The organism is Streptomyces luteoverticillatus (genome assembly GCF_003970715.1).
In the GTDB taxonomy this organism is placed as follows: Bacteria; Actinomycetota; Actinomycetes; order Streptomycetales; family Streptomycetaceae; genus Streptomyces; species Streptomyces abikoensis.
Genome location: NZ_CP034587.1, coordinates 5157562 through 5174246, shown reverse-complemented (window position 1 = coordinate 5174246; position 16685 = coordinate 5157562). Strand labels below are relative to the sequence as shown.

Annotated in this window: 14 protein-coding genes; 3 read left to right on the top strand and 11 right to left on the bottom strand. The window is 71.5% G+C overall.

Annotated features, from left to right (window positions below; genetic code table 11):
• Positions 1-22 precede the first annotated feature (22 nt).
• The 4 genes from cimA to EKH77_RS23150 form a co-directional block, all read right to left on the bottom strand.
• A complete protein-coding gene (gene cimA / locus EKH77_RS23165) occupies positions 23-1657 on the bottom strand; it encodes a citramalate synthase (RefSeq protein ID WP_126916248.1) in 1635 nt (544 codons plus the stop codon).
• Positions 1658-1937: 280 nt separating this feature from the next.
• A complete protein-coding gene (locus EKH77_RS23160) occupies positions 1938-3269 on the bottom strand; it encodes an MFS transporter (RefSeq protein WP_126916247.1) in 1332 nt (443 codons plus the stop codon).
• Between the two features lie 103 nt (positions 3270-3372).
• Entirely contained in the window at positions 3373-4479 is a 1107-nt protein-coding gene (locus EKH77_RS23155) for a branched-chain amino acid aminotransferase (RefSeq protein WP_126916246.1), read from the bottom strand.
• A gap of 192 nt (positions 4480-4671) precedes the next feature.
• Positions 4672-5727, bottom strand: coding sequence for a 3-isopropylmalate dehydrogenase (locus EKH77_RS23150; protein ID WP_126916245.1), 1056 nt, complete (start codon positions 5725-5727; stop codon positions 4672-4674).
• A 130-nt stretch (positions 5728-5857) separates the two neighbouring features.
• Here EKH77_RS23150 and EKH77_RS23145 point away from each other — a divergent pair, with 130 nt between their 5' ends.
• Positions 5858-7483 carry a purple acid phosphatase family protein gene (locus EKH77_RS23145; protein ID WP_126916244.1) on the top strand — a complete coding sequence of 542 codons (1626 nt, stop codon included), beginning with the start codon at positions 5858-5860 and terminating at the stop codon, positions 7481-7483.
• Here EKH77_RS23145 and EKH77_RS33095 read toward each other — a convergent pair.
• From EKH77_RS33095 to EKH77_RS23135, 3 genes are all read right to left on the bottom strand, one after another.
• Positions 7477-7629, bottom strand: coding sequence for a hypothetical protein (locus EKH77_RS33095; RefSeq protein ID WP_164737850.1), 153 nt, complete (start codon positions 7627-7629; stop codon positions 7477-7479). The two genes, EKH77_RS23145 and EKH77_RS33095, sit on opposite strands and share 7 nt — an antisense overlap.
• A gap of 309 nt (positions 7630-7938) precedes the next feature.
• Positions 7939-9570: an L-glutamate gamma-semialdehyde dehydrogenase gene (pruA, locus tag EKH77_RS23140; RefSeq protein WP_126916243.1), complete on the bottom strand. Its 1632-nt coding sequence runs from the start codon at positions 9568-9570 to the stop codon at positions 7939-7941.
• 44 nt (positions 9571-9614) lie between these two features.
• Positions 9615-10541, bottom strand: coding sequence for a proline dehydrogenase family protein (locus tag EKH77_RS23135; RefSeq protein WP_126918235.1), 927 nt, complete (start codon positions 10539-10541; stop codon positions 9615-9617).
• A gap of 179 nt (positions 10542-10720) precedes the next feature.
• Between EKH77_RS23135 and EKH77_RS23130 the strand changes: the two genes are divergently transcribed.
• On the top strand, positions 10721-11971 hold the full coding sequence (locus EKH77_RS23130; protein WP_126916242.1) for a PucR family transcriptional regulator: 1251 nt from the start codon (positions 10721-10723) through the stop codon (positions 11969-11971).
• Here EKH77_RS23130 and EKH77_RS23125 read toward each other — a convergent pair.
• The 3 genes from EKH77_RS23125 to EKH77_RS23115 form a co-directional block, all read right to left on the bottom strand.
• Entirely contained in the window at positions 11968-12159 is a 192-nt protein-coding gene (locus EKH77_RS23125) for a ferredoxin (protein ID WP_126916241.1), read from the bottom strand. The two genes, EKH77_RS23130 and EKH77_RS23125, sit on opposite strands and share 4 nt — an antisense overlap.
• Before the next feature lie 43 nt (positions 12160-12202).
• Entirely contained in the window at positions 12203-13420 is a 1218-nt protein-coding gene (locus EKH77_RS23120; RefSeq protein WP_126916240.1) for a cytochrome P450, read from the bottom strand.
• A gap of 100 nt (positions 13421-13520) precedes the next feature.
• The gene (locus tag EKH77_RS23115) at positions 13521-14111 is read right to left on the bottom strand and encodes a TetR/AcrR family transcriptional regulator (protein ID WP_126916239.1); all 591 of its coding nucleotides are present in this window, start codon (positions 14109-14111) and stop codon (positions 13521-13523) included.
• 96 nt (positions 14112-14207) lie between these two features.
• Here EKH77_RS23115 and EKH77_RS23110 point away from each other — a divergent pair, with 96 nt between their 5' ends.
• A complete protein-coding gene (locus EKH77_RS23110) occupies positions 14208-15746 on the top strand; it encodes an MFS transporter (RefSeq protein WP_126916238.1) in 1539 nt (512 codons plus the stop codon).
• A 5-nt stretch (positions 15747-15751) separates the two neighbouring features.
• On the opposite strand, the gene EKH77_RS23105 is transcribed toward EKH77_RS23110, so the two are convergent.
• Positions 15752-16561 carry a GntR family transcriptional regulator gene (locus tag EKH77_RS23105; protein WP_126916237.1) on the bottom strand — a complete coding sequence of 270 codons (810 nt, stop codon included), beginning with the start codon at positions 16559-16561 and terminating at the stop codon, positions 15752-15754.
• Positions 16562-16685 lie beyond the last annotated feature (124 nt).

Sequence of the window (16685 nt, the reverse complement as noted above, 5' to 3'; positions counted from 1 at the left end):
CCGGAGGGGCTGATACGGGCACTCACTCCTGCGGGTCCACGCCCGCCCGGCGCAGCCCATACGCGTACGCGTCGTCCAAGGCCTGCCAGGACGCCGCGATGACGTTCTCCGCCACGCCCACCGTGGACCACTCGCCGCTCTCGTCGCTCGTGGAGACCAGGACGCGGGTCGTCGAGCCCGTGCCCAGGTTGCCCTCCAGGATGCGGACCTTGTAGTCGGTCAGCCGGATGCCGGCGAGCTGGGGGTAGATGCGCTCCAGCGCCACCCGCAGCGCCCGGTCGAGGGCGTCGACCGGGCCGTTGCCCTCGGCCGTGGCGACGATGCGCTCGCCCTTCGCCCACAGCTTCACGGTCGCCTCGTTGGCGTGGGTGCCGTCCGGGCGGTCCTCGGCGATGGCGCGCCAGGACTCCACGCGGTAGTAGCGCCGCGCCCGGCCCTCGATCTCCTCGCGGAGCAGCAGCTCGAAGGAGGCGTCGGCGGCCTCGTACGTGTAGCCCGCCAGCTCCCGCTCCTTGACCCGGGCCACGACGCGGCCGACCAGCTCGCGGTCGCCCCCGAGGTCGACGCCGAGCTCCTTGCCCTTGAGCTCGATGGAGGCGCGGCCGGCCATGTCGGAGACGAGCATCCGCATGGTGTTGCCGACCCGCTCGGGGTCGATGTGCTGGTAGAGGTCCGGGTCCACCTTGATCGCCGAGGCGTGCAGCCCGGCCTTGTGGGCGAAGGCCGAGACCCCCACGTACGGCTGATGCGTGGAGGGCGTGAGGTTGACGACCTCGGCGATCGCGTGCGAGATCCGCGTCGTCTCGGCCAGCCTGCCCGGCGGCAGCACCCGCCGGTCGTACTTGATCTCCAGGGCGGCGACGACCGGGAAGAGGTTGGCGTTGCCGACGCGCTCCCCGTAGCCGTTGGCCGTGCACTGGACATGGGTGGCGCCGGCGTCCACCGCGGCGAGGGTGTTGGCGACGGCGCAGCCGGTGTCGTCCTGGGCGTGGATGCCGAGGCGCGCGCCGGTGTCGCCCAGCACGGTGCGGACGACGGCGTCGATCTGGGCGGGCAGCATGCCGCCGTTGGTGTCGCACAGGACGACGACGTCGGCGCCGGCCTCGTGGGCGGTGCGCACGACCTGCGTGGCGTAGCCGGGGTTGGCGCGGTAGCCGTCGAAGAAGTGCTCGCAGTCGACGAAGACGCGCCGGCCGTGCGAGCGCAGGTACGCGACCGTCTCGCGCACCATCGCGAGGTTCTCCTCGAGCGTGGTGCGCAGGGCGAGTTCCACGTGCCGGTCGTGCGACTTGGCGACGAGGGTGATGACGGGGGCCCCGGACTCCAGGAGGGCGGCGACCTGCCGGTCGTCCTCGGCGCGCACGCCCGCCTTGCGGGTGGCGCCGAACGCGACGAGCCGTGCGTGCCGGAAGGCGATCTCCGCGCGGGCGCGCTGGAAGAACTCGGTGTCGCGGGGGTTGGCGCCCGGCCAGCCGCCCTCGATGAAGCCGACGCCGAAGTCGTCCAGGTGGCGGGCGATCGTGAGCTTGTCCGCGACGGTGAGGTTGATGCCCTCACGCTGCGCGCCGTCGCGCAGGGTGGTGTCGAAGACGTGGAAGGCGTCGTCGACGGGGGCTGCGGGTTCGAGGGGCTCGCGGCCGTCGGTTGCGTCCGTCATTGCTGGTCTGACTCCTGTGAGGATGTCGGTCTGCCGGGATGACCGGTACCGCCGCCCCCGGTGGGCCCGCGCCCTGCGCCGTCCGGCGAGGTGGGCCGGAAACGCAAAAACCTCTCGCGGGTGCGAGAGGTCTGCGCGCGGGTCTGGGACGACGGTGTCCGCTTCGTACGGGTGGTACGGGAGCGGTCACTGCGGACCGGCGCGCCTGCTGCCAATAATCATGGCGAACGGGAGCATGGCGGCATACTGCCACAGGTCCGGTCCCCGATGCGGGTGGGTCTCAGGATGCGGGCACCGTGTCCGTCCCCGTCTCGGCGGATGCGTTGGCCGCCGTGCCGACGTGCTTCAGGTCGGTGTCCCGGGTCTCGCGCATGGTGAGGTAGACGACGAGCGAGACCGCCGCGCAGCCCGCGACGTACCAGGAGAAGCCGGACTCCAGACCGGCGTTCTTGAACCAGAGGGCCACGTACTCGGCCGTGCCGCCGAAGAGGGCGTTGGCGATGGCGTAGGGCAGGGCCACGCCCAGCGACCGGACGCCCGTGGGGAACAGCTCCGCCTTCACACAGGCGTTGATCGAGGTGTAGCCGGTGATGATCACCAGCGCCAGCAGCGACAGTCCGAGGGCCGGCCAGAAGGATCCCGCGTGCTTGAGCATCGTCATGATCGGCACGGTGAGGAAGGTCGAGCCCACGGCGAAGGTGATCAGCAGCGGCCGGCGGCCGATCCGGTCCGAGAGCGCGCCCGCCAGCGGCTGGAGGGCGGCGAAGACGATCAGCGCGCAGAAGCTGACGAGTGTCGCCGTCTGCTTGGGCAACCCCGCCGTGTTGGAGAGGTACTTCGTCAGATACGTGGTGTACGTGTAGTAGGCGACCGTGCCGCCCATGGTCAGGGCGATGACGAGGAGCGCCTCGCGCTTGTGCCGCAGCAGGGCCCGGATCGTTCCCCGGTCGTCGGCTCCCGTACCGCTGTCCTCCGCGTACGTCTCCGTCTCCAGCATGTTGCGCCGCAGATAGAAGATGACGGCGGCGCCGAGCGCGCCCACGACGAAGGGGATCCGCCAGCCCCAGCTGTGGAGCTCACCGCTGGTGAGGGTGTGCTGGAGGAGGATCAGCAGCCCCAGGCCCAGGATCTGGCCGGCGGTCATGGAGACGTACTGGAAGCTGGAGGCGAAGCCGCGGCGGCCGGGCGCGGAGGCCTCGGTGAGGTAGGTGGCGCTGGCCGCGTACTCGCCGCCGACGGACAGGCCCTGGAGCAGCCGGGCGACGAGGAGGACGGCGGCGCCGCCGTAGCCGGCGACCCCGTAGGTCGGGGCGACGGCGATGAGGACGGCGGACGCCGACATCAGCGTGACCGTCAGGGTGAGGGCCGCCTTGCGGCCACGCCGGTCGCCGACCCGGCCCAGCAGCCAGCCGCCGACGGGCCTCATGAAGAAGCCGACGGCGAAGATGCCGGCGGTGTTCATGAGCTTGGCGGTGTCGTTGCCCGCCGGGAAGAAGGAGCCCGCGAAGTAGGTGGCGAAGCTGGCGTAGACGAACCAGTCGAACCACTCGACCATGTTGCCGGCCGAGCCGACCCAGATCTTCTTCCAGTGCCGTGAATGTGCCTGTCCCATGAGGGATCACGGTGGCGGAACGGCCCGGATTCGGACAAGGGTCCGGCCGGCAACGATCACATCGACTTGCGTGCGTTACGTCAACCTCACCAGCGAGCCGGCCTCAGCCCAGCGGGTGCATCCAGCCGTGGGCGTCCTCGGTGACGCCGGTCTGGACCGCCAGCAGCGCCTCGCGGAGGTTCATGGTGACCTCGCCGGGCTCGCCGTCGCCCTGGGTCCACTCGCCGCCCGTGGACTTCACATGCCCGACGGGGGTGATCACCGCTGCCGTGCCGCAGGCGAAGACCTCGGTGAGGGTGCCGTTCTCGGTGTCGCGCTTCCACTGGTCGGTGGACATCCGGCCTTCCTCGGACTCGTAGCCGAGGTCCTTGGCGATGGTCAGCAGCGAGTCACGGGTGACGCCGGCCAGCAGCGAGCCGGTCAGCTCGGGCGTGACGATCCGGGGCTTCTCGCCGTCGCGGCCCCCGTACACGAAGTACAGGTTCATGCCGCCCATTTCCTCGACCCACTTGTGCTCCAGCGCGTCCAGCCAGACGACCTGGTCGCAGCCCTTCGCCGCCGCCTCGGCCTGGGCGAGCAGGGACGCCGCGTAGTTGCCGCCGGTCTTGGCGAAGCCCATGCCGCCGGGGACGGCGCGGACGTAGTCCTCGGACAGCCACACGGAGACGGGCTTGACGCCACCGGGGAAGTACGGGCCGGCCGGGGAGGCGATCACGATGAAGAGGTACTCGTTGGCGGGCTTCACACCCAGGCCGACCTCGGTCGCGATCATGAAGGGGCGCAGATAGAGGGAGGCCTCGCCGCCGTGCGCCGGGACCCATGCCTTGTCCTGCCGGACCAGGGCGTCACAGGCCTCGATGAAGGTCTCGACCGGCAGCTCGGGCATGGCGAGCCGACGGGCGGAGGCCTGGAAGCGCCGGGCGTTGGCATCGGGGCGGAAGGTGGCGACCGAGCCGTCGGGGCGGCGGTAGGCCTTGAGACCCTCGAAGATCTCCTGCGCGTAGTGGAGGGTCATGTTGGCCGGGTCGATGGACAGCGGCGCGTACGGGGTGAGCTGCGCGTCGTGCCAGCCGCGGCCCTCGGTCCACTTGATGGTCACCATGTGATCGGTGAAGTGGCGGCCGAATCCGGGGTTCGCCAGGATCCGCTCGCGCTCCGCGTCGGAGAGCGGGTGCGAGGAGGGCTTGAGCTCGATCGTGGGCGTCGTCATGAATGCGTGTCCTTCACCTTGGTAGTGGCGGACCGCGCTCACGTCGCCCCGAGGGCATCGGGACGTCCGAGCTTCTTCGCCTCAATCGCGGCCCCACGTTCGATTATCGCTCGTGAGGGGCCCGACGGAAAATGTGCGCGCGGCCGGTAATCGACGGTGATATCCGGCCGCGCGCGGAAACGCGGACGGGTATCAGCCGGTTTGTACGGATGCGAGTACGCGCGATACGAGCGCGTCGCCCACCTGGTCGGTGGTGCGCACCACGCTGCCGCGCCCGGTGATGTCCTCGGCGACGGCCGTCTCGACGCGTGCCGCCTCCGCCTCGTACCCGAGGTGGCGCAGCAGGAGCGCCACCGAGAGGACCGTGGCGGTCGGGTCGGCCTTGCCGGTGCCCGCGATGTCGGGCGCGGAACCGTGGACCGGCTCGAACATCGAGGGGAAGGCCCCGGTGGGGTTGATGTTGCCGGAGGCGGCGAGCCCGATGCCGCCGGTGACGGCGGCGGCCAGGTCGGTGAGGATGTCGCCGAAGAGGTTGTCGGTGACGATGACGTCGAAGCGCTCGGGCTGGGTGACGAAGAAGATCGTCGCGGCGTCGACGTGCAGATAGTCGGTGGTGACCTCGGGGTACTCGCGGCCGACGCGGTCGAAGACGCTCTTCCAGAGGTGCCCGGCGTGGACGAGGACGTTGTTCTTGTGGACGAGGGTCAGCTTCCGGCGGGGGCGGGCCTGGGCGCGCTCGTAGGCGTCGCGGACCACGCGCTCCACGCCGTAGGCGGTGTTGACGCTGACCTCGGTGGCGACCTCGGCGGGGGTGCCGGTGCGCAGCGAGCCGCCGTTGCCGGTGTAGGGGCCCTCGGTGCCCTCGCGGACGACGACGAAGTCGATCTCGGGGCGGCCGGCGAGGGGGCTGACCGTGTGGGGGAACAGCTTCGACGGGCGCAGGTTGACGTAGTGGTCGAAGGCGAAGCGCAGCTTCAGCAGCAGCCCGCGCTCCAGGACGCCGGAGGGCACCGTCGGGTCGCCGATCGCGCCCAGCAGGATCGCGTCGTGCTGCTTGAGGGAGGCCAGCTCGGCGTCGGGCAGGGTCTCGCCGGTGGCGTGCCAGCGGCGGGCTCCGAGGTCGTACTCCCGGGTCTCCAGCTTGACGTCCGAAGGGAGCACGGAGTCAAGAACCTTGAGGCCCTGGGCCACGACCTCGGGGCCGATGCCGTCACCGGGGATCACTGCGAGACGAATGCTGCGAGACATACCGGGACCGTACTCCTGTGTCCCGCCTGATGACACACTCCGTCCGCGATATGGACACATTGCCAGCCGGACAGGCCACATTCACCGAAAGTACGTGTCCACGCCGCCCGCTCCTGGCACTTTTTCCGACATGGACACACCACGAGTAGGCATCCCCGACCGTCTCGCGCGCGACATGTCGATGGCCGAGCAGCACGAGTATCTGCGCGGCAGGTTCACCCGGCGCGGGCTGCTGCGCGCGAGCGCCGTGACGGCCGGCGCGGTCGCGGGCACCGGGCTGCTGGGGGCGGGCGCCCCCGCCGCGTTCGCCGGGGGCGGCGGCACCGCGCGGCCCCTGACCCCCACGCTGATCACCACGCCGGCGACCGCGAGAGTCGACGGCTCGCTCGTCGCGCCGTTCGGGCGGCACCTGGCCTTCGGGGCCGACCCGCGGACGCAGATGCGGATCTCCTGGCAGGTGCCGTTCGCCGTCAAGCGGCCGTTCGTCCGCGTCGGACTCAAGCCCTGGGACCTCAGCCGGCGCATCCCCGCCGAGGTCCGCACGCTCCACACCCCACCCCTGAGCAAGAAGCTCCCGGCCGTCGACCAGGTCTACCTCCACGCGGCCCTGGACGGCCTGGCCCCCGGCCAGACCTACTACTACGGCGTCGGCCACGACGGCTTCGACCCCGCCGACACCCGGAACTTCGCGACCGTCGGCACCTTCCGCACGGCGCCCGAGCGGTCCGAGCGGTTCGTGTTCACGGCCTTCGGCGACCAGGGCGTCAGCTACCACGCCCTCGCCAACGACCAGCTGATCCTCGGTCAGAACCCGGTCTTCCACCTCCACGCCGGCGACATCTGCTACGCCGACGACAGCGGCTCCGGCAAGCCCACGGACGTCTACGACGCCCGGACGTGGGACCAGTTCCTCGCCCAGACCGAGACCGTGGCCTCGCGGGTGCCCTGGATGGTGACCACGGGCAACCACGACATGGAGGCCTGGTACTCCCCCAACGGCTACGGCGGCCAGAGCGCCCGCTGGACGCTGCCGGACAACGGCTTCGACGCCCGGAACTCGCCGGGCGTCTACTCCTTCGTCTACGGCAACGTGGGCGTCGTCGCGCTGGACGCCAACGACGTCTCGTACGAGATCACCGCCAACACCGGCTACAGCGGCGGCCGGCAGACGCGCTGGCTCGACCGGCGGCTGCGGGAGCTGCGCGAGCGGCGCGACGTCGACTTCGTCGTGGTCTTCTTCCACCACTGCGCCTTCTCCACGACCAACGGCCACGCCTCGGACGGCGGCGTGCGCGACCTGTGGGTGCCGCTGTTCGAGAAGCACCAGGTGGATCTGGTGATCAACGGCCACAACCACGTCTACGAGCGCACCGACGCGATAAAGCGCGGCAGGGTGGCGAAGCGGGTGCCGATCGGCGAGTCCGTCGACTCCTCACGGGACGGCATCGTGTACGTCACCGCGGGCGGCGCCGGGAAGTCGCTCTACGACTTCCCGGTGCCCGACAGCTACGAGGGCCATGTGAAGGACGTGGACTCCGTGGCCAGCTACCACTGGGCCAAGGGCCGGGTGAAGGCCAAGGAGACGGTGGAGTGGTCGCGGGTGCGCTATACGGGCTACTCGTTCCTCGCGGTCGAGGCGGAGCCGGGCCGGCACCCCCGGCTGACGGTGACGGCGCTGGCGGAGAGCGGAGCCCGGGTGGACCGCTTCGAGGTGACGCGCCCCGCGCGGGACGACGAGGACGCCCCGGGTCAGTGACCGGTGACGCCGCCGTTGTCGCGGCGGTCGAGCGCGCGCTGGAGCGCGGCGGCGGCGTTGGCCCGGTCGGTCTGACGGGCGGCGCTGTCGGCCGCGCGGGCGGCGCGGCGGATCCGGCGGGCGGAACGGACGGCGGTCTCGGGCATGGTCACGTCTCCTCTGCTGGGCCCCGGGCAGGGGCGGGCGAGCGGGAAGCGAGAAGGATCGGAAGCCGGGAGAAGGGGCGGGGGCCGGGGTGCCGCAGGGGTCACCTGCGCGGGGCACCGGGCCGCGTCCGCCGTCGCTCGATGGAGCGGGACGTTCGGCTCCCTCCACGCTAGGTCAGCCCCGGCGTGGTGTCTCCACTATTACTCGGACTTCCTACTATCTGAGACAGCGACACCGCCCGCGACACGACGCCGCCCCCGCCCGGCTGGGGGGCCGGACGGGGGCGGGGCTCATGCGCGGGCCGTGGATCAGCCCATGTGCGGGTAGCGGTAGTCGGTCGGCGGGACCAGGGTCTCCTTGATCGACCGGGTGGACACCCAGCGCTGGAGGTTGCTCGCGGCACCGGCCTTGTCGTTGGTGCCGGAGGCGCGGCCGCCGCCGAAGGGCTGCTGGCCGACGACGGCGCCGGTCGACTTGTCGTTGATGTAGAAGTTGCCCGCGGCGAAGCGGAGCTTCTCCATCGCGTCGGCGGCCGCGGCGCGGTCCTGCGCGATGATCGAGCCGGTCAGGGCGTAGGCCGAGACGGACTCCATCTGGGCGAGCATCGCGTCGAAGTCGGCGTCCTCGTAGACGTGGACGGCGAGGATCGGGCCGAAGTACTCGGTCGTGAAGACCTCGTTCTCCGGGTCGGAGCACTCGATGACGGTCGGGCGGACGAAGTAGCCCACCGAGTCGTCGTACGTGCCACCGGCGACGATCGTGCAGGTGGAGTCCTCCTTGGCGCGGTCGATGGCGGCCTTGTTCTTGGCGAAGGCACGCTCGTCGATGACGGCGCCGATGAAGTGCGACAGGTCGGTGACGTCACCCATGGTGATGCCGTCGACCTCGGCCGCGAACTCCTCCTTGAAGCCGTCCTCCCAGATGGAGCGCGGGATGTAGGCGCGCGAGGAGGCGGAGCACTTCTGGCCCTGGAACTCGAAGGAGCCGCGGGTCAGCGCGGTCTTCAGGATGGCGCGGTCGGCGCTCGGGTGGGCGACGACGAAGTCCTTGCCGCCGGTCTCGCCGACCAGGCGCGGGTAGGAGCGGTACTTCTCGATGTTGGTGCCGACCGTCTTCCACAGGTACTGGAAGGTCTTGGTCGAGCCGGTGAAGTGGATACCGGCCAGCTCGGGGTGGTTCAGGGCCACCTCGGAGACGGCGATGCCGTCACCGGTCACCAGGTTGATGACGCCCTTGGGCAGGCCGGCCTCCTCCAGCAGCTTCATCAGCAGCACGGCGGAGTGGGTCTGCGTGGGGGACGGCTTCCAGACGACCACGTTGCCCATGAGGGCCGGGGCGGTCGGCAGGTTGCCGGCGATGGCGGTGAAGTTGAAGGGCGTGATCGCGTAGACGAAGCCCTCCAGCGGCCGGTGGTCGCTGCGGTTCCACACGCCGGCGGAGTTGGCGACCGGCTGCTCGGCGAGGATCTGACGCGCGAAGTGCACGTTGAAGCGCCAGAAGTCGACGAGCTCGCAGGGCGTGTCGATCTCGGCCTGCTGCGCGGTCTTGGACTGGCCGAGCATGGTGGACGCGGCCAGCGTCTCGCGCCAGGGGCCGGCCAGCAGCTCGGCGGCGCGCAGGATGATCGCGGCGCGGTCGTCGAAGGACATCGCGCGCCACGCCGGTGCGGCGGCCAGGGCCGCGTCGATCGCGTCCTGGGCGTCCTGCTCGGTGGCGTTGCGGTACGTGCCGATCACGGCGGCGTGGTTGTGCGGCTGGACGACCTTGAAGGCCTCGCCGCCGCCCATCCGCTTCTCACCGTTGATCGTCATCGGCAGATCGATGGGGTTGGCGGCCAGCTCCTTGAGCTTGGCCTCCAGCCGGGCGCGCTCGGGGGAACCGGGGGCGTAGGTGTGCACCGGCTCGTTGACCGGGGCGGGGACCTGGGTCACAGCGTCCATGAGTTCCGTGTCTCCTTCGGGGCTTGACGGGGGTGTCGGGGGGCTCAGCCCTTGGTGAGGATCGAGCGGGCGAAGAACAGCAGGTTGGCCGGCTTCTCGGCGAGGCGGCGCATGAAGTAGCCGTACCAGTCGGTGCCGTACGCGGTGTAGACACGCATGCGGTGGCCCTCGGCCGCCAGCCGGATGTGCTCTTCACTGCGGATGCCGTAGAGCATCTGGAATTCGTACTCGTCCGGATTGCGACCTGCCTGCCTGGCCAGCTCCTGCGTGATGGCGATCAGACGGGGGTCGTGCGAACCGATCATCGGGTAGCCCGAGCCCGCCATGAGGATCTTGACGATCCGCACGAACGCCTTGTCGATCTCGGCCTTGTCCTGGTACGCGACGGAGGCGGGCTCCTTGTACGCACCCTTCACGATACGCACCCGGCTGCCGGCCGCGGCGAGCCGGCGGGCGTCGTCCTCGGTGCGGAAGAGGTAGGCCTGGATGACGCAGCCGGTCTTCGGGAAGTCCTTCCGCAGCTCCTCGTGGATGGCGAACATCGAGTCCAGCGTCGTGTGGTCCTCGGCGTCCAGGGTGACCGTGGTGCCGATGGCGTCGGCGGCCTCGACGACCGGGCGGACGTTGGCGAGGGCCAGCTCGTGGCCGTTCTCCAGGGCCTGGCCGAACATGGAGAGCTTGACCGACATCTCGGCCTTCTCGCCGAGGCCGAGCTCCTTGAGCCGGTCGATCAGCTCCAGGTAGGCGTCGCGCGCCGCGTACGACTGCTCGACGGTGGTGATGTCCTCGCCCACCACGTCGAGGGTGACCTCGAGGCCCTTGGCCGCCGCGTCCTCCACGATCGGGATGACCTGGCCGACGGTCTCGCCGGCGATGAAGCGGTCGACGACCTGCTTGGTGCCCGGGGCGGCCGAGACGAAACGGCGCATCTTGTCGCTGCGGGACGCGGCGAGGATCACGGGACCCAGCATGGGCACCTCCACGATGAAGGCCGTCCCCACCTGGGGAGACGGCATAAGTGACTCATCGTGAAACGTAGAGTTCGCGCCATCTCGCTGCCATCGACACCTGTCACGCATTCGTGGCCGGGATCTCAGACAGATGTATGACAATGATGGCCGACGAATACCCGAAAGGAGCGGGCCCCGGCATGCGTGGCGAGTATCAGCACCTCGTGGACGAGATCTCGGCGGCGCTCGGCGTCCCCGCGACACTCGAGGACCGCGACTTCGGCCTGATCGCCTTCGGCGCCCACGGCGGGGACGACGACGCCGACCTGATGATGGACCCGGTGCGCACCCGCTCGATCCTCCAGCGCCGCTCCACGGCGGCGGTACGGGCCTGGTTCGAGGCGTTCGGCATCGCCCGGGCGCAGGCGCCGCTGCGCATCCCGCCGGACCCGGCGGCGGGTGTGTTCACCGGCCGCATCTGCCTGCCGGTGCGCCACGGCGGGGTGGTGCACGGCTATGTCTGGCTGCTGGACGACGAGCACCTCGCGGGCCTGGACCTCGGTGTCCCGTTCGCCGACCCACGGCTCGCCCAGGCGGTGGAGACGACCAACCGGATCGGCGCCCTGCTCGCGGCGGAGGCCCGGGCGGGCGCGGAGCTGGGCGAGCTGCTGCGGGATCTGCTGACCGTCCGGCCGGCGGCGGTGGAGGCCGCGCGCGGCGCGCTGCGGGAGGCCCTGGGCCCGGCGGCGGACGGGCCGCTGGCGCTGGTGGCGGTCGCCCCCTGGCAGACGGGTGACGGCGAACCGGGCCCGGAGGGCTCGGGCTCGGCGCTCGCGGAGCGGTCCGGGGTGGCCGCGATGTGCGCGGTGCCGGGCGCGCTCCCCGACGGCTCGGCGGCCCTCGCGGCCCTGGTCCGGCTGCGGGCCACGTCCGCGCCGGCCCCCGCCCGGGCCATCGCCGACCGGCTGCTGCGCTCGCCGCGCGCGGGCCGGCCCGCGCCGGACGGCGCGCCCGTCGGCACTCCGCACGGGCTCGCGGCGGCCGGTCTGGGCACGCCCCGGCGGGGGCTGGCGGAGCTGCCGGACGCCTGGTCGGAGGCGCTGTCCGCGGCGCGCGCGGCCGGGGCGGAGCGGCGGCTGGGCCCGGTGGCGGAGTGGTCGGGCATCGGCCCGTACCGGGTGCTGACGGGGCTCGCCCCGGAGCGCGCGGCGGACCCCGCGGTGCTGCCGCTGCTGGAACGCGCCCACACCGAGCTGGCCCGCACCGCCGAGGTCTACCTCGACTGCGCGGGCCAGGCGGGGCGCGCGGCGGCCGCCCTGGGCATCCACCGGCAGACGCTGTACTACCGGCTGGGCCGGGTGGAGCAGCTGACGGGCCTCGACCTGGACGACGGCGAGGACCGGCTGCTGCTCCACATGACGCTCAAGGCGTCCCGGCTGCGGCGCGGCTAGTCCCCGGCCGCGATGGCCTGTACGGGACACCCCCGGGCGGCCTCCTTGACGAGCGGGTCGCCCCCGCCGTCCTCCTTACCGGGCCGGACGAGGCCGAAGCCGTCGTCGTCCTGGTCGAAGACACTGGGCGCGGTCAGGGCGCACATGCCCGAACCGATGCAGACGCCGGAATCGATGCTGACACGCATGGCGGTGCTCCGTTCTTCGGTGGGATGCCGACAGTAGGACCGGTCACCAGGTGACCGGAAGGGCGAAGAGCCCCTGGAGGGTGCCCGCGGGCTTCACGGGCACCTCGTCCGGAGCAACGGCCAGCCGCAGCGTCGGGATACGGGCGAACAGGCTGGTGAGGGCGATCTCCAGTTCGGCGCGGGCCAGGTTCTGGCCGAGGCACTGGTGGACGCCGAACCCGAAGGAGACGTGGTGGCGGGCCGAGCGCCGGACGTCGAGGGTGTCGGGGTCCTCATAGACACTGGCGTCGCGGTTGACGACCGAGGCGGGGAAGAGGAGGCCGTCGCCGGCGCGGATCGTCACGCCGTGGAACTCGATGTCCTCCAGGGCGACGCGCGGGAGCCCGTCGGCGATGGACAGCAGGCGCAGCAGTTCCTCGACGGCGCCGGCCATCAGACCGGGTTCGGCGCGCAACGCGGCGAGCTGGTCGGGGTGTTCGAGCAGGGTGTAGGCGCCGAGGGAGATCATGTTGGAGGTGGTCTCGTGCCCGGCGACGAGCAGGAGCAGGGCGATCATGACGAGTTCGTCGCGGTCCAGCCGGCCGTCGGCGAGGGACGTGGCCACGAGCTCGTCGAGCAGCCCGCCCCCGGAGCCGCCGGCCGTCGCGAGCCGCCGCTCCTTCTCCTCGATGAGACCGTGGAAATACCCCACGAACTTGTCACGGGCGGCCCGCGCCTCCTCCGGCCCCCGCGCGCCGATCAGTTCACGGGAGGTGCCCTCGAAGAAGTCGTGGTCGGCGTAGGGCACGCCGAGCAGATAGCAGATGGCCATCGACGGTACGGGCAGGGCGTACGCGGAGACGAGGTCGGCGCCCGGCCCCGCGGCGAGCATCGCGTCCAGGAGGCCGTCCACGGTCCGCTGGATCCACGGGCGCATCGCGGCGATGCGCTTGAGGCCGAACGCGGGGATGAGCATGCGGCGCTGGCGGGCGTGGCGCGGGTCGTCGACGCCGATGAGGGGGAGCTCGCGTTCCCCCTGGGCCTCGGCGCGCGGCACGATCGCCGGGAAGGAAGGATTCTGCCGATCCGAGGAGATCCGCGGGTCGGTCAGCAGGGCCCGGGCCTCGGCGTGGCCGGTGACGGCCCACACCTCACGGCCGTCGTAGAGCCGCACCCGGGCCAGGGGGCCGCGGGCCGCCAGCTCCGGGTAGGCGGCCGGCGGGCGGTACGGACAGGTACGGGCCTGCGGGAAGGCGGTGGCGGGAGAGTTGGTCACGGACATGGGCGACCTCCCAGACGGGAACTAGTATCCTCGGGCAACCAGTACAGCGAATACCGCCGGTTACGTCCAGTACGCCCCGTCAACACGCCCCCGCGCAACGCTATTTCGGCGTCAGCACCGTGCCCGAGACCACTCGGCCCATGCCCTCGACGACGTCCCGGCCCGACGGCACCTGCCGGGGATCGATCAGCCAGAGCACCCACAGCCCGGTGAAAAGGGAGTAGTACACGTGGCCGCTGGTCCGCGTGGCCTCGTCGGGGACCTCCGTGTCGTCGACGCCCTCGAACACCGCGACCAGCCCCTCGCGCCCGTACGGCAGCATCTCGGCGAACCGCTTCTTGAGTTCAGGGTGATTGCCCAGCTGGCCCATCACCTCCAGCTGCGCCGACCAGAACCGCTCGTCCTCCGGGAAGTTGGCGACGATGCCGTCGATGACGGCGGCGAGCCGCTCCTCGCGCGAGGTGGCGGCCCCGACAGCGCCTGCCAGCGTGTCGGTGATCCTCTCCCCCCAGTCCTCGGTCAGCTTCAGGAAGCCCTCCATCATCAGGGCGTCCTTGGAGCCGTAGTGGTAGCCGATCGAGGCGAGGTTGGCGCCGGAGGCCGCCACGATGTCGCGCGCGGTCGTGCGCACCCAGCCCTTCTCGAGCAGACAGCGCTTGGCGCCTTCGAGCAGATCTTCACGATGTCCCATACGGGCACCCTAACGCGCCCCCATACACCCGTCCCAGACGCTCGTCTTATACAAGCGTCATAGACAAGCGTTTAAGACGCCCGTATAGTCACCGCCATGACGAACAGCACCCGTGCCGGGCGCCGGGAGTGGACGGCTTTCGCCGTGCTCCTGCTGCCCCTCCTCCTGGTCTCGATGGACGTCTCCGTCCTCTTCTTCGCCGTGCCGGCCATCACCCGGGACCTGGCCGCGACCAGCACCCAGCAGTTGTGGATCTTCGACAGCTACGCCTTCGCCCTGGCCGGGCTGCTGATCACGATGGGATCGCTCGGCGACCGGATCGGCCGCCGCAAGCTCCTGCTGCTGGGCGCCACCGCCTTCGGCGCCGCCTCGGTCGCGGCCGCCTACGCGCAGAACGCCGAGATGCTCATCGCGGCACGCTTCGTCCTCGGCGTAGGCGGCGCGACGCTGATGCCCAGCACCATGGGGCTGGTGCGCAACATGTTCCAGGACGACGCGCAGCGCACCAAGGCCATCGGCATCTGGTCCGGCGCCATGGCCGGTGGCATCGCGCTCGGTTCGGTGCTCGGCGGGGTCATGCTGGAGCACTTCTGGTGGGGTTCGGTCTTCCTGATCAACGTGCCCGCGATGCTTCTGCTGCTGGTCTTCGCACCGCTGCTGGTACCGGAGTTCAAGGACCCCCGGCCGGCCCGCTTCGACCTGCTGAGCATGATCCTGTCGATGGGCGCGATCCTCCCGGTCGTCTACGGCGTCAAGCGCATGGCGGCAGACGGCTTCAGCACCACACTCCTCCTCTACGTCCTGGCCGGCCTGGCACTGGGCGCGGCCTTCATATTCCGCCAGCGCACCACCCGCGAAGCCATGATCAGCCGTGACCTGTTCCGCCACCGTGCCTTCGGGGCGGGCATCGCTCTCAACACCCTCGCGATGTTCGGCATGATGGGCGCCAACTACTTCACCACGCAGTACCTCCAGTCGGTGCTGGGCAAGGGCCCGCTGGAGGCGGCGCTGTGGGGTACGCTGCCGTCGCTCGCGGTGGGCGTCGCCGGCCCGATGGCCACGGTGGTGGCCCAGAAGGCGAACAAGGGCGTGGTCATCGCGGCGGGCTTCCTCATAGCGGCGGCGGGCTTCGCAATCCTCATGACCACGGGCACCAACTCACTCACCCTCACCCTGGTGGCGTGTGCCGTCATAGCCTGCGGCATCGTCACCGTGATGGCCCTGGTCTCCGACATGGCACTCGGCGCCGCCCCGGCGGAGAAGGCCGGTTCGGCCGCCTCCCTGGTGGAGGCCGGCCAGGAGTTCGGCGGCGCCCTGGGCATGGCCGCCTTCGGAAGCGTCGGCATGGCCGTCTACCGCCACGACGTCACCCGCGACGCCCCCACCGAACTGCCGCACGGCGTGCTGGAGTCGGCGCGCGAGACCCTGGTGGGCGCCGTCTCGACGGCCGCCGGGCTGCCGGGCCGGACGGGCGGGGCGCTGGCGGCCGCGGCCCGGGACGCGTTCGTCCACGGGATGCACGTCGCCGCCGTGGGCGCCACGGCCGTCCTGCTCCTTGGTGCGGCCGTGGCGGTGGCCGCCCTGCGGAACCGCGACGCGGACCACCCGGAGCCGGCGGTCACCGCCGGCCACTGACCACCTCAGCGGCGTCCCTCACCAGGGGGGCGCCGCTCCGGCGTGCGCGGGGCCAGCCCGTCGAGCAGCCGGGCCAGCCCGAACTCGAGCAGCGCGTCGGGCCCCAGCCCCAGGCGCTCGTCGACGGGATCCTCCAGATCGACCGCGATGCCGCGCACGAAGGCGGCGAGCGTGACGGCCGTGCCGAGCCCGCACTCGACGGCCGGGGCGACGGTCCACTCCAGCAAGCGCATCGCGTTCGGGGACGACGACAGCCTCATCGTGGACACCGACTTCGCCAGCCAGGGGTGGCGACGGTAGAGCGCCCACTGCGCGCGGGCCGACGCCTCCAGCCGCGCCCTCCGGCCGTCCGGACCGCACACCGGCAACCGGACCTCGCCGAAGACGGCGTCCACCACCAGCGCGACCAGCTCCTCCTTGGCGGAGACGTGACGGTACAACACCACGGTGGAGACGCCGAGTTCGGCGGCGACGGCGCGCATGGAGAGGGCGCCCGAGCCGCCCGCGTCGGCGAGGGCGATCGCCGTGCGGACGACCAGCTCGCGGCTGAGCTCCCGCGTCTCGCGGCGCCGCCCTCGGCGGGGCGGGCCGGGAACCACGGTGGCGCCGCCGACGACGGTGCCGACGCCCGGCACGGCCCGCACGAGGCCCTCTTGCCGTAACACGGCGAGGGCCTTGGTGGCGGTGGCCAGGGCCACTCCCCACTCCTCGGTGATGCCGCGGGTGGAGGGCACCCGCTGGCCCGCGCGGAGTTCGCCGGAGGCGATGCGGGCGCGGAGCTCGGACGCGATGCGGAGGTATGGGGGCAGGCCCATGGGCCGAGGTTAGCTTTCCGGCTGCCCCGCCGTGGGGGTGCCCGCGCCTTCGGCGCGGGTTTCGCCCACCCACCCGCCCGATTACCCGGAAACGGATCGCTCAGCCAGGGGCTGGGGTGACGTG

Coding starts and splice junctions, on each gene's coding strand:
- EKH77_RS23145 (WP_126916244.1), top strand. CDS start 5,858: ATGGACACACCACGAGTAGGCATCCCCGACCGTCTCGCGCGCGACATG.
- EKH77_RS23160 (WP_126916247.1), bottom strand. CDS start 3,269: ATGGGACAGGCACATTCACGGCACTGGAAGAAGATCTGGGTCGGCTCG.
- EKH77_RS23120 (WP_126916240.1), bottom strand. CDS start 13,420: ATGTCCGTGACCAACTCTCCCGCCACCGCCTTCCCGCAGGCCCGTACC.
- EKH77_RS23105 (WP_126916237.1), bottom strand. CDS start 16,561: ATGGGCCTGCCCCCATACCTCCGCATCGCGTCCGAGCTCCGCGCCCGC.
- EKH77_RS23110 (WP_126916238.1), top strand. CDS start 14,208: ATGACGAACAGCACCCGTGCCGGGCGCCGGGAGTGGACGGCTTTCGCC.
- EKH77_RS23135 (WP_126918235.1), bottom strand. CDS start 10,541: ATGCTGGGTCCCGTGATCCTCGCCGCGTCCCGCAGCGACAAGATGCGC.
- EKH77_RS23155 (WP_126916246.1), bottom strand. CDS start 4,479: ATGACGACGCCCACGATCGAGCTCAAGCCCTCCTCGCACCCGCTCTCC.
- EKH77_RS23150 (WP_126916245.1), bottom strand. CDS start 5,727: ATGTCTCGCAGCATTCGTCTCGCAGTGATCCCCGGTGACGGCATCGGC.
- cimA (WP_126916248.1), bottom strand. CDS start 1,657: ATGACGGACGCAACCGACGGCCGCGAGCCCCTCGAACCCGCAGCCCCC.
- EKH77_RS23125 (WP_126916241.1), bottom strand. CDS start 12,159: ATGCGTGTCAGCATCGATTCCGGCGTCTGCATCGGTTCGGGCATGTGC.
- EKH77_RS33095 (WP_164737850.1), bottom strand. CDS start 7,629: ATGCCCGAGACCGCCGTCCGTTCCGCCCGCCGGATCCGCCGCGCCGCC.
- EKH77_RS23115 (WP_126916239.1), bottom strand. CDS start 14,111: ATGGGACATCGTGAAGATCTGCTCGAAGGCGCCAAGCGCTGTCTGCTC.
- EKH77_RS23130 (WP_126916242.1), top strand. CDS start 10,721: ATGCGTGGCGAGTATCAGCACCTCGTGGACGAGATCTCGGCGGCGCTC.
- pruA (WP_126916243.1), bottom strand. CDS start 9,570: ATGGACGCTGTGACCCAGGTCCCCGCCCCGGTCAACGAGCCGGTGCAC.